Origin of the sequence: Flavobacterium anhuiense (genome assembly GCF_004151235.1) — a bacterium.
GTDB classification, from domain to species: Bacteria; Bacteroidota; Bacteroidia; order Flavobacteriales; family Flavobacteriaceae; genus Flavobacterium; species Flavobacterium anhuiense_A.
In genome coordinates this window covers 445,598-459,214 of sequence record NZ_JUIV01000001.1, presented here as the reverse complement: position 1 = coordinate 459,214, position 13,617 = coordinate 445,598, and the positions used below count along the sequence as shown (strand labels likewise).

The 13,617-nt window shown below is 34.4% G+C and carries 8 protein-coding genes and 1 tRNA gene; 4 read left to right on the top strand and 5 right to left on the bottom strand.

Features of this window, described 5'->3' with window-relative positions:
* Window positions 1–86 precede the first annotated feature (86 nt).
* Entirely contained in the window at window positions 87–941 is an 855-nt protein-coding gene (locus tag NU08_RS01925) for a neutral zinc metallopeptidase (protein ID WP_129745605.1), read from the top strand.
* A 455-nt stretch (window positions 942–1,396) separates the two neighbouring features.
* Here the strand turns inward: NU08_RS01925 and NU08_RS01920 are convergent.
* From NU08_RS01920 to NU08_RS01900, 5 genes are all read right to left on the bottom strand, one after another.
* Window positions 1,397–1,470, bottom strand: a tRNA-His gene (locus NU08_RS01920).
* Between the two features lie 79 nt (window positions 1,471–1,549).
* Window positions 1,550–2,266 carry a bacillithiol biosynthesis deacetylase BshB1 gene (gene bshB1 / locus NU08_RS01915; RefSeq protein WP_129745604.1) on the bottom strand — a complete coding sequence of 239 codons (717 nt, stop codon included), beginning with the start codon at window positions 2,264–2,266 and terminating at the stop codon, window positions 1,550–1,552.
* A gap of 153 nt (window positions 2,267–2,419) precedes the next feature.
* Window positions 2,420–3,499 carry a chorismate-binding protein gene (locus NU08_RS01910; RefSeq protein ID WP_129745603.1) on the bottom strand — a complete coding sequence of 360 codons (1,080 nt, stop codon included), beginning with the start codon at window positions 3,497–3,499 and terminating at the stop codon, window positions 2,420–2,422.
* A 35-nt stretch (window positions 3,500–3,534) separates the two neighbouring features.
* Window positions 3,535–5,022: a P-loop NTPase fold protein gene (locus NU08_RS01905; RefSeq protein ID WP_129745602.1), complete on the bottom strand. Its 1,488-nt coding sequence runs from the start codon at window positions 5,020–5,022 to the stop codon at window positions 3,535–3,537.
* Window positions 5,023–5,026: 4 nt separating this feature from the next.
* Entirely contained in the window at window positions 5,027–5,455 is a 429-nt protein-coding gene (locus tag NU08_RS01900; RefSeq protein ID WP_115888671.1) for a PaaI family thioesterase, read from the bottom strand.
* A 249-nt stretch (window positions 5,456–5,704) separates the two neighbouring features.
* Between NU08_RS01900 and NU08_RS01895 the strand changes: the two genes are divergently transcribed.
* The 3 genes from NU08_RS01895 (at window position 5,705) to purL (ending at window position 13,493) form a co-directional block, all read left to right on the top strand.
* Window positions 5,705–7,216, top strand: coding sequence for a hypothetical protein (locus tag NU08_RS01895; protein ID WP_129745601.1), 1,512 nt, complete (start codon window positions 5,705–5,707; stop codon window positions 7,214–7,216).
* 392 nt (window positions 7,217–7,608) lie between these two features.
* Window positions 7,609–9,453: an endonuclease gene (locus NU08_RS01890; RefSeq protein WP_129745600.1), complete on the top strand. Its 1,845-nt coding sequence runs from the start codon at window positions 7,609–7,611 to the stop codon at window positions 9,451–9,453.
* Window positions 9,454–9,839: 386 nt separating this feature from the next.
* Window positions 9,840–13,493: a phosphoribosylformylglycinamidine synthase gene (purL, locus tag NU08_RS01885; protein WP_129745599.1), complete on the top strand. Its 3,654-nt coding sequence runs from the start codon at window positions 9,840–9,842 to the stop codon at window positions 13,491–13,493.
* The last annotated feature ends 124 nt before the right edge of the window (window positions 13,494–13,617 follow it).

The window sequence follows — 13,617 nt, the reverse complement described above, 5'->3', positions numbered from 1 at the left end:
GTCCGAAAACTAAACATAAATGTCTTAACTCTAAAATTTATCATAAAAAATCTATAAATTCGTACAACGTTAAAAAACAATTCAATATGAAATGGCAAGGCAGAAGACAAAGTGATAATGTCGAAGACAGAAGATCAATTTCCGGCGGAGGTAAAGCAATAATTGGCGGTGGAGTTATCGGAATCATCGTTTTACTGCTTAATCTTTTTGGCGGTGAAACTGGTCAGCAAATAGCGCCTATTTTAGAACAAATGCAAGGCGGTCAAGGTCAACAGACAGAAGCTGCTGCTCCTTTAAGTAAGGAAGATGAAGAAATGGGAGCATTTGTAAAGACTATGCTGGCTTATAATGAAGACACATGGACTAAAATTTTCGCAGAACATGGAATGACTTACGAAAAACCAAAATTAGTCTTATTTAAAAACTCCACGCAAACTGCATGTGGAGGCGCATCATCTGCCTCTGGACCTTTTTACTGTCCCGCTGATCGCAAAGTATATATGGACTTGGCTTTTTTTGAAGAACTAAAAACCAAATTTGGTGCAAAAGGAGGCGATTTTGCGATTGCATACGTTATCGCGCATGAAATTGGTCATCATATTCAAACCTTATTAGGAACGTCTTCTAAAATGCGTCAAATGCAGCAGGGAAAAAGCGACGCCGAAGCCAATAAATTATCTGTAGCCTTAGAATTACAAGCTGATTTTTATGCTGGCGTTTGGGCACATGATAACCAGAAAAATCTTGATGTTGGAGATATTGAAGAAGCTTTAAGCGCAGCAAATGCTGTTGGAGATGATGCCATTCAAAGCAAGATGCAAGGACATGTTGTTCCTGATTCTTTTACACACGGAACATCAGAACAAAGAATGTACTGGTTCAAAAAAGGCTTTAAAACTGGAGATATTAGTCAAGGTACTACATTTGAAGAAATTCGATAATACATAAACCAAATATAATAACCACAAGAAAAGCACAACTTAACAGTTGTGCTTTTTTAATTTCCAATATTCTAAAATTCCAAATTCCAAATTCCAATCTCTCATCACATTAAGAACCAGAAATCACAAAAGTGATTTCATATTCCTTTCCTTTAAATTATCCACCAGCATATGAAAATATAGCCAGCGGTTTCAACCGCTGGAACGCAACGATTGCGCAATCCATACCATTACATATGCGAACGTTCCCGTGGTTGAAACCACAGACTATATTTGAAATTTAGATTTTGGAATTAAAATGTATCGTAATTTTAGATATTAAAAAATTTTGAAGCCTTCCTCTTTTTAAACTTAAAATTTCCAGTCTTGCTCTAAAATGATCTTACATACCTTATATGGTTCACAAAATTAAACGCACAAAAAAAGCCTTGAATTTCTTCAAGGCTTTCTATCTGGGTGGCTGACCGGGTTCGAACCGGCGACCCGCGGCACCACAAACCGCTACTCTAACCAGCTGAGCTACAACCACCATTTTTCTGCTTAGCGAGTGCAAATATAGAACAAAGGTTGAGTTCTGCAAAGAAAAAAATGAAAAATTTTTATAAAAATTACATCAAATTTTCTAAGCTATTGACAGCCAAACATCTTTCAACTGTAAAACCTTCTGCAAAATCTTTCCCAACTAGTCTTCCTAAGTCTTGCGCACGATAATTTAGGCTTTCAAAAAAGTTTTTACTTGTAATTGGCGTTGCTGGTTCATTCGAATTTGGATCATAAAATTGAGTTTTGTAAGCCATAATTGCTTCTACCTTTTTTTCTTCGAATCCTGTTATATCCACAACGAAGTCTGGCGTAATGTTTTTCCATTGAATATAATGATACACTACTTTTGGCCTCCAAGCTTCTTGTGCCTTTCCATCTAATGAAGTTTCGATTTTCATTAAACCCGAAAGAAAACAAGCATCAGAAACGAGTTTGCTTCCTCTTCCGTGATCAATGTGGCGATCGTCAATTGCATTGCATAAAACAATCTCAGGTTTATATTTACGAATCATTTTAATGACTTCTAATTGATGCTTTTCGTCATTTACAAAAAAACCATCACGCATGCATAAATTTTCTCGCACTAGAACTCCTAAAATCTTAGCAGCATCTTTTGCTTCCTGATCTCTAATTTCCGCAGTTCCACGAGTTCCCAACTCACCACGAGTTAAATCTACAATACCCACTTTTTTACCAAGTGATACTTCTTTTAAAATTGTTCCAGCACAACCTAATTCTACGTCGTCTGGATGTGCGCCAAAGGCTAATATGTCTAATTTCATTTTTGTTTTTGTTTGTTTTGTTTCAGGTTTCAGGTTTTAGACTGTTTTCAAGTTGTCAGGCTGAGCGGAGTCGAAGCTCTTTGTGCCCTTCGACTCCGCTCAGGGTGACATGTGAATTCCCACTTCGCTCAGAGGAGACACACAGCTGAAAACTCATAACTCATAACTCATAACTCTCAAGACTCTTTTCATCGTCATTGATTTATTCACGCTTTCTTCCCATTCTTTTTCGGGAATGCTTTCTTTTGTAATACCGCAGCCCATATACAGAATGGCTTTATTTTCCTGAATCTGCATGCATCGTAAATTTACAAATAAATCAGAACTTGAATTATTTCCTGCAAATGTGCTGTTTAATTCACCTAAAAAACCTGTGTAAAAAGTTCTATCGTAATTTTCATTTTCCAAAATAAAGGCTTTCGATTTCTTTTTCGGAAGTCCGCAAACGGCTGGAGTAGGATGCAAAGTATCAATTACTTCTTCTAAAGTTGAATTATCTTTTAAAACACCTGAAATATCCGTTTTAATATGCCAAATCGATCCCGCCTTTAAACTGTAAGGTTCAGAAACTACAACCGAAGCGGTAAATTCTCGAAGCCTTTTCACAATAAAATCAGTCACAAATTGCTGCTCGTCTTTTTCTTTTTGCTGCCAAACAATTTCGGTTTCCTGATTATCTTTTTGCGTTCCTGCTAAAGCCATCGTTTCAAAAACATTTCCGTTAGCTTTTAGCAGTTTTTCTGGCGTTGCTCCCATCCAAAGTCCGATTTTCGGGTGAAAAAAACAATAACAGAAAGTTGCAGGATATAGCTGAACCAAGTGCTGAAAAATTTCAATAAAATCAAATTCAGATAAAGGCACTTCTTCACTTCGTGATAAAACCACTTTTTTGAATTCTTCATTTTTAATAGCTTGAATTCCCTGTGCAACTAAATATTCATATTGAAATTTGGCTTCTTGATCAAAACTCAAATCATCAATTTCGATTGGTTCAAATGAAGTTGATTCTTTTTTGGCAGTAATAATTTCAGATTCGTTTTCTGGAATCAGGATTATTTGTTTTTCATCAAAAGAAGCAAAAACAAATCCTTTTTCACTGTAATCAGAAACCGTATTTAAATTATTATTTTGCTGTAAAATCCCAACATAATTTTCTGAATTGGGTTTTGAGTAAAGTACAAAAGGTAGATTTTGTTCTTTATGATTTTTAATTTTTAAGAAAAAATTGTTCATTATTAGTTTTACTTGTTGCTTTGTTCCATCATAATCTATATCAAAAGGCCTTTATTTTTACAAATATTAAAAATATCAAAAAAGATCTTGTATGGATTTAATTCTAACTTTTCATCCGATATTAAAACTTGCCCTTTCGTTGCTTGAATGAAATTTTTAACTCTTGAAAATCTAGAATAATTGTAATGAAATGTGCAATTATATGTTTCAGAATAGAATGTTTGAATATCTTCTGTATCCTTATTGACAGAATTTTCTGGAACTAAAAAAGTCAAACAGTATGAAAACAATGCTGCTATATCATAATCATCTCTAACTGCGTATTTATATCTGTGATCAGACCTAAAACTATCTGAATCAAACAATTCTGATAAGTTTTTAAGCTTGAGGGACAAAATTTCAAATGATCCATAAAAATTTCTAAGAAGATAAAACAAAACAATGATTGGAGTATCTGAAAGTCTCTGTCTATTTGCAAAATGAAAATTAGGAATAAACAAAATAGGATAATTCAATATCATACGCAGATTAAGTTGTTTTGAATCGATTAACGATTGCACTATTGCCTTTGTACAATTAAGAAAATTTTCATTTTTACTAAATTCATAATAATTTAATGTAGAACTAAATTGAAAAGTATATAATAAATTTTCGATTTTTTCTTTGACATAAGTACGATTATCGAAATCAAATGGAGAAATAGAATAAAATTTATCTATATAACCCGAAAAATCCACATCAAATCCATATTTGTGATGGAATATTTTTCGAATATTTTCTATATCACAAACAAAAATTACTTTCTCAAAACCAAATTTGTTTCTATCATTTATTTCTTCATGATGAGCGCTGAAAATATTGAATATCCTAAAAACATGATCCGGATCTAAGCGATCCAAATCATCTATAATTAGTACCGCAGACTTTTCATTTTCATTTCTGACTCTTTCAATTAAATCAAATATTAATTCAGAAATCGCGTCCATTTCATGCTGATTTCCTTTTCTATTTTCAATTGATTTTAAAAATGTATAAATCTCATCTTCTTCATTACGACTAATTTCTTCATTAAACTTTTCAAAATCACCAAATGTTTTTTCCAAAGCCTTAATAAAATCAACTATCGGAGTTCCAATTTTTTCACTAAAACCCAATATTGCATATAAAAGAGGCATGACCTTCATACGCTCCATAATAAACATTTGACTTTTTAGCAATAAAGTAAAATCTTCCTTTTCTAATTTAATTTCTTCATAATATCTCCCTATTAATTGAAATAACAAATCAAATTTTATCAATTCAAAAACATCTTCATTTGAAGAAACTGAATAATTAACCGGAAATATTTTTAAGTAAAAAAAATCATCATTTTGCTCAGTAGAAAACTCATTTAAAAAAGTAGATTTACCCGTTCCAAATGGCCCTGAAAAAAGTATTCGTTTATTATGTTCAAAACTTAAATGATTTCTAAAGTCTTTAGAAATCTCAGAGGTCTCAATTTTTATTGTTTCTTTTAATTCCATAGAATTAAATTTTCTTTCTATCCAAAACCATATTCGTCAATTTGCAAAGCGAAACCAAATTACCTTCTTCATCTGTAATTTTAATTTCCCAAAGATGAAGGCTTCTTCCTTTGTGAATAATTCTGGCAGTGCCAAAAACATAACCTTCACGAATACTTTTTAGATGATTTGCCGAGATTTCAATGCCTCTTACCTCCTGTTCTTTCGGATTGATAAAAAAGAAAGAAGCTGCACTTCCAACACTTTCTGCTAAAGCTACAGAAGCGCCTCCGTGCAATAATCCCATTGGTTGATGAACGCTTGGATTTACAGGCATTTTTGCGGTTAAAAAATCTTCTCCGGCGTCGATATATTCAATTTTCAGCGTTTCCATTAATGTGTTTTTAGAAAACTCATTACAGCGCGCTAAAATCTGCTCTTTTGTATAATTCATTAAAATAAACTTTAAAAACGTAAAATTAAAGAAAGATAAGACACAAATCGAAAAATCGGATTCTAAAATTAAAAATCAACTTCAAACCTGTAGGTTTTTTGTTATTTTTACAGAAACAATCAAAACCAATCTTTGGCTTCAGAATATTTTTTCTTTTGCCACAGATTACACAGATTTACACAGATTATTTTTTCTGCATTGTGCAAAATCATTTTAATCCTCTTAATCTGTGGCAAAAAAACTATTTAAATGCGTCAATACTTTGCACTCTTCATTTTCGGAATAATTATAACTTTTAGTTCCTGCCGAACTGATTTTGATACTGTTGCCAGTTCTGGAGATTTGAAATTTTCAAAAGACACCGTTTATTTAGATACTGTTTTTAAAAATATAGGCTCAAGTACCTATCAATTAAAAGTGTACAACCAGAGTAAAAATGACATTTCGATTCCGATTGTGCAATTCAAAAAAGGATTGAATTCTAAATACAGAATGACTGTTGACGGAATGACGGGCAACAACGGGAAAGTTTTTCAAAATGTTACGCTTTTAGCAAAAGACAGTTTATACATTTTTATAGAAACCACAGCTGATATTACAGATGCAAATCCTTCAGATTTTTTATATACTGACGAAATCCAATTTGACAGCGGTGCTAATTTGCAAGAAGTGGCGCTGGTAACTTTAATTCAAGATGCTGTTTTTTTATATCCAAATCAAAATGCTGATGGAACGAAAGAAAAAATTAAAATTGACGGCAAAGATGTTGACGGATTTTATTTAAACGAAAGTGATCCTACAAACGGAAATGAGCTTCTTTTTACAAATGACAAACCGTATGTAATTTATGGTTATGCAGGAGTTCCTGAAGATAAAACCGTGATTTTTGAAGCTGGCGCAAGAGTTCATTTTCACGCTAATTCTGGTCTGTATGTTGGCAAGAACGCTTCTCTCGAAATCAATGGAACAACTTCTACAACAGACAAACTAGAAAACGAAGTTGTTTTTGAAGGCAATCGTTTAGAATCGCTTTACTCTGATATTCCTGGACAATGGAAATCGGTTATTTTTGAAAAAGGAAGCGCCAATCATTCAATTAATCATTTGACATTAAAAAATGCTATTATTGGTTTAGATTTTAGAAGTTCATCTAATACTATCGAAATCAAAAATTCACAAATTTACAATTGCGCCGAGTACGGAATTTTAGCTCAAAACGCACAAATTATTGGAGAAAATCTAGTGATTAATTATGCTGGATTATCCAGTCTATCATGCGTTTATGGCGGAAATTATAAATTTACACATTGCACTTTCAACAACAGCTGGCCTACACCTTCACAATTTTCTGTGAGCTTAAGCAATTCTTTGGCTGGAGCAACTCCAGAAACAAATCCGCTTACTCAGGCAACTTTTAACAATTGCATTATTTACGGTTCAAATACCAACGAATTTAATTTGAGTAAAAATACCAATGTGCCATTTGTTTACCAATTAAACAATTGTCTTTTAAAATTCAGCAGTTCGACAACAAATCCTGATTATCAATTCAAAACCGATACTCAACATTATAACAACATTATTCTGAATGAAAATCCGAAGTTTTATAATGTTTCTCAGAATAAATTCAATATCGATAAAACATCTTCCGCTTTCGCGAAAGGGAATCAGGCCTATATAATTCCGACAGACATTTTAGGAATTACGAGAACTTCTCCTCCAGATTTGGGTGCTTATCAGAGTCAGGATTTCCCTAAATAATGGTTTTGCCACGAAGGCACTAAGACACAAAGTTTTTAATCTCGCAAAGTCGCGAAGTCGCAAAGATATTTTCTCATTTTTGTCATTTCGACGAAGGAGAAATCTCCACTAGAAGCTCGACAAAGATTGGATTTTCGTTACGGAGTTACTTGCGAAGATTTCTCCTTCGTCGAAATGACAAACAGGATGCAATCAATGATTGCCTTAAAAAAAACTTTGCGCCTTAGTGCCTTCGTGGCAAAAAACACCTCGTAAGAAAATATATCCAAAATTAAACATCACTTAACGCAACGCATTCATAAAAGTAGTAGATTTGCTACAACATATTTTTAAAAACTTAATAATCAAGTTTTTAAAATAGTTTTCTCAACCAAATCTTAAAACTATTAATTATGAAAAAAAACTACTTTTTACTGTTATTGATATTTACTGCAATTGGTTTTGCCCAAATTCCGTCAGGATATTACAGCACTGCAACGGGAACGGGCTACACTTTAAAAACTCAATTGTATAATATTATAAAAGGCCATACCGATAACGGTTATGCTGGATTGTACACCACTTATCAAACTTCTGATGTTGATAATTTCTATGAAAACGACGGAACCATATTAGATATGTATTCTGAAAATCCATCAGGAACAGATCCATACACTTACACAACGGGAACCACTCAAAGATGCGGAAGTTATTCTGTTGAAGGCGATTGCTACAATAGAGAACACATTATTCCGCAATCGGTTTTTAATGAACAGTCGCCAATGGTTGCCGATGCTCATTTCATAACTCCAACAGATGGAAAAGTAAATGGAATTCGTTCTAATTATCCGCACGGAAATGTAAGCTCTGCAACCTACACTTCACAAAACGGAAGCAAATTAGGATCAAGTGCCGTTTCTGGATATTCAGGAACAGTTTTCGAACCAATCAATGATTTTAAAGGTGATATTGCTAGAATGTATTTCTACTTTGCAACACGATACGAAAATACTGTTGCGGGTTATTCTTATGCTATGTTTAATGGTACAAGCAACCAAGTTTTCACAACAGCTTTTTTGAATATGCTTTTGGCTTGGCACGCGCAAGATCCTGTGAGCGCAAGAGAAATTGCTAGAAACAATGCCGTTTATGCAAGACAAAATAATAGAAATCCGTTTATTGATCATCCAGAATATGTCAATCAAATTTGGGGCGGAACACCTTCTGGAGATACACAAGCTCCGACCGCACCAACAAGCTTGGCTTCGACATCTACAACAGCAACTTCAATTTCACTTTCGTGGACAGCTTCTACAGACAATGTAGCCGTTACAGGTTATGATATTTATGCCAATAGTGTTTTAAAAACAACGGTTTCTAGTACAACCGCAACAATTACAGGTTTGACGGCTTCGACGGTTTATTCTATTTATGTGAAAGCAAAAGATGCTGCTGGAAATGCTTCTGCATCAAGCAATACCATTTCAGTTACAACCAACAGCGGCGGAACAGGAACAGCAACCGACCTACTTTTCTCTGAATACATTGAAGGTTCTGGAAACAATAAAGCTTTAGAAATTGCAAACAATACAGGAGCTTCTGTTAATTTATCGGCTTATACAATTAAAAAACAAACAAACGGAGCGGGCTCTTGGAGCACAGGATTAGCTTTAAGCGGCACTTTAGCAACTGGAAGTAAATTTGTAATTGTAAACAGTTCTATGTCATCAAGCTGTTTTTCTACAAGTGCTGCTAATATTTCAACAACTGCAACCGAACTTACTTTTAACGGAAATGATGCTGTAGGTTTATTCAAAAACGGTGTTTTAATTGATATCATTGGAACTTTCAATGGCGGAACAGCCAATTTTGCCATAGATGTTACGTTAAGAAGAAAATCTACTGTGACTTCTCCTAGCACGACATTCAATTTAAGCGCACAATGGGATTCCTATTCACAAGACACTTGCAACAATTTAGCCAGCAAAATGGTTCAGACTACTGAAATCGAAGAAAAAGTTATTACCGACGAAATTGCAATTTACCCAAACCCTTCGAATGGAAATTTCGATATTAATCCAGGCAATGTAGATAATCCTTATTCAGTTGAAATTTTTTCATTTTCTGGTCAGAAAGTATTCGAAAAACAAAACACAACTTTCCCAGAAGTTTCTGTACGTAATCTTCCAACTGGAATCTATATTATTAAAATTATAAAAGGAGAAAAAATAGCTTTTAAAAAGGTCATTATTAATTAAAAATTAGATTTTCATCAACTAAAAAAGCGGCAAATTGCCGCTTTTTTCATAATTCGTGAAAGATTTTTCTTTAGAAACGTATTTTTAATCACTTTCTACATTTCGTAAATTTTGCAAATCTGCTGAAGTTTAAGCATTGAAATTATGCCGTTTTATTTTTGATTTTTTCCTTTCTAAAAGTTTAATATTACAGAACATATCAAAAAAGAAATTTTAATAAAACATTAAATTTCTCGAAAGACCGAAACCTCTTGATATTGCGTCTTTTTGGTAGAAAAAATGCAAGAAAAAAGCAATTTCATTTTTTTTGAAAAGAGATGGTTTTCAAATTTGCGCTTACTATTTATTTACATTAAATTTGCAGCTCAATACAACAAACTACACAAATGATCCATTTCTTTGAAAACCAAAGCAAAACTGTTTTTGCCGTACAAACGCAAAACGAAATTTCAGCTCAAGACATTTCAAAATTAAACTGGCTTTTTGCCGACGCAAACAAGATCGAAAAATCTGCATTGACAGGATTTTTTGTTGGTCCACGCGCCACTATGATCACACCTTGGAGTACAAATGCTGTAGAAATTACTCAAAACATGGGAATTTCTGGCATTATCAGAATCGAAGAATTTCATCCTGCAACGGAAGATTTCACGGATTTTGACCCAATGCTTTCTCAAAAATTCAACGAATTAGATCAAGAAATCTTCACTATCAACATTCAGCCAGAACCAATTCTAGAAATTGATGATATTGCTGCTTACAACAAAGTGGAAGGTTTAGCTTTAAGCGAAGAAGAAGTAGAATACTTAAACAATCTTTCAACTAAACTAGGAAGAAAATTAACTGACTCAGAGATTTTTGCTTTCTCACAAGCAAACTCAGAGCACTGCCGTCACAAAATTTTCAACGGAACATTTGTAATCGACGGAGAAGAAAAAGAAACTTCTCTTTTCAAATTAATCAAAAAAACATCTCAGGAAAATCCTAACGATATTGTTTCTGCTTATAAAGACAACGTTGCTTTTGTAAAAGGACCAAAAGTGCAGCAATTTGCACCAAAATCGGCTGATAAACCTGATTTTTACGAAATAAAAGAATTCGATTCTGTAATCTCATTAAAAGCAGAAACACACAATTTCCCAACAACAGTGGAGCCTTTCAACGGTGCTGCAACAGGATCTGGAGGAGAAATTCGTGACCGTTTGGCTGGAGGTCAAGGATCGTTGCCATTAGCTGGAACAGCAGTTTATATGACTTCATATTCTCGTTTGAACGATGATAGAAAATGGGAAAATGCAGTTGAAGAAAGAAAATGGTTGTACCAAACGCCAATGGATATTTTGATCAAAGCTTCAAACGGAGCTTCTGATTTCGGAAATAAATTCGGTCAGCCGCTTATTACAGGTTCTGTTTTAACTTTCGAACACGAAGAAGAAAACCGTAAAATTGGTTACGATAAAGTAATCATGCAAGCAGGTGGAATTGGTTACGGAAAATTAGATCAATCTATCAAACACAAACCAAAAGAAGGCGATAAAATCGTAATTCTTGGAGGTGAAAACTATAGAATCGGAATGGGTGGTGCTGCGGTTTCTTCTGCAGATACAGGAGCTTTCGGTTCAGGAATCGAATTAAATGCGATTCAGCGTTCAAATCCAGAAATGCAAAAACGTGCTGCAAACGCGATTCGTGGTTTAGTAGAAAGCGACAATAACCCAATTGTTTCTATTCACGATCATGGAGCCGGAGGACACTTAAACTGTCTTTCTGAGTTAGTTGAAGAAACTGGAGGTTTGATCGATTTAGACAAATTGCCTATTGGAGATCCAACACTTTCTGCAAAAGAAATTATCGGTAACGAATCTCAAGAAAGAATGGGATTGGTTATTGGTCAAAAAGATATCGATACCTTACAAAGAATTGCTGACAGAGAGCGTTCTCCAATGTATGAAGTTGGGGATGTAACGGGAGATCATCGTTTTACTTTCCAATCAAAAACTAACGGTTCAAAACCGATGGATTATGCTTTAGAAGATTTCTTCGGAAGTTCTCCAAAAACGGTTATGACTGATAATACAGTTGATAGAAAATATGCTGAAGTTGCTTACAACGCTGCAGATTTCGAAAACTATTTAAAAGACGTTTTACGTTTAGAGGCTGTTGCTTCAAAAGACTGGTTAACAAACAAAGTTGACCGTTGTGTTGGAGGAAAAGTGGCGAAACAACAAAATGCAGGTCCGTTACAATTGCCTTTGAATAATGTCGGCGTTATGGCCTTGGATTATTTAGGAAAAGAAGGAATTGCAACTTCTATCGGGCACGCTCCTATTGCAGCTTTGATTGATCCGGTTGCTGGATCTAGAAATGCTATTGCAGAATCATTATCAAACATTATCTGGGCTCCAATTAAAGACCAGTTAAAAGGAATTTCATTATCTGCAAACTGGATGTGGGCTTGTAAAAACGAAGGTGAAGACGCTCGTTTATATGCTGCTGTTGAAGGTTGTTCAGAATTTGCAATCGAATTGGGAATCAATATTCCGACAGGAAAAGATTCACTTTCGATGAAACAAAAATATCCAAACGACGAAGTAATTGCTCCTGGAACAGTTATTATTTCGGCTGCTGGAAACTGTACCGATATTAGAAAAGTAGTGGAGCCTGTTTTACAGAAGAACGGAGATTCAATCTATTATATCAATTTGTCTCAGGATGATTTCAAACTTGGAGGTTCATCTTTTGCACAAATCAGAAATACAATCGGAAACGAAACATCTACAATTAAAGACGCTTCTTTCTTCAAAAATGCATTTAATACGATTCAAGAATTAATTGGTGAAAACCAAATTTTAGCAGGTCACGATATCGGAAGCGGTGGTTTAATCACTACTTTATTAGAATTGTGTTTTGCAGATGTAAATCTTGGAGCTAAAATTGATTTCAGTGCTTTCGCGGAAAAAGACTTATTGAAAATCCTTTTCGCAGAAAACATCGGAATTGTATTCCAAGCTAAATCAGATTCTGCTGTTGAAGCTAAATTAAAAGCAAACAACATCGAATTCTTCAAAATCGGTTCTGTAACTTCTACAGCTACTTTAGAAGTTGGAAATTGGAAATTGGACATCCCAACTTATAGAGACGTTTGGTTTGAAACTTCTTATTTATTGGATCAAAAACAATCTAAAAACGGAAGAGCTCAAGCACGTTTTGAAAACTATAAAAATCAGGTTTTAAATTATACTTTCCCAGCACACTTTACAGGAAAAAAACCAGAAATCGACAATTCTAAACCAAGACCAAAAGCGGCTATTATTCGTGAAAAAGGAAGCAATTCTGAGCGTGAAATGGCAAATGCTATGTACTTGGCAGGTTTTGATGTAAAAGACGTTCACATGACAGACTTAATTTCTGGTCGTGAAACGCTTGAAGATATTCAGTTTATTGGAGCTGTTGGTGGATTCTCTAACTCTGACGTTTTAGGTTCTGCTAAAGGTTGGGCTGGAGCTTTCTTATACAACGAAAAAGCAAAAACAGCTTTAGATAATTTCTTCAAAAGAGAAGATACGCTTTCTGTCGGAATCTGTAACGGATGCCAATTGTTTATGGAATTGGAAGTAATTAATCCAGAGCACGAAGTTCACGGAAAAATGCTTCATAACGAGAGCCAGAAACACGAAAGTATCTTTACTTCTGTAACTGTTCAAGAAAACAATTCAGTTATGTTGTCAACTCTTGCTGGAAGTACTTTAGGAGTTTGGGTTTCTCACGGAGAAGGCAAATTCAAATTGCCTTTAGCAGAAGAAAACTATAACATTGTTTCTAAATATGCTTACGAAGGTTATCCTGCAAACCCTAACGGTTCAGATTACAACACTGCTATGATGTGTGACAAAACAGGAAGACATTTGGTAATGATGCCTCACATTGAGCGTTCAACTTTCCAATGGAACTGGGCACATTATCCAAAAGACAGAAACGACGAGGTTACGCCTTGGCACGAAGCTTTTGTTAATGCCAGAAAATGGATTGAGAAAAACTAAGAAATATATTTTTACCAAAAGCGCCCGAATTTATCGGGCGCTTTTTTTTATAGCTTCCCCTCAATCTTGTCATTCCGAGGAACGAGGAATCTCCACAAGAAACTCCACAAAGATTGGCAACTTT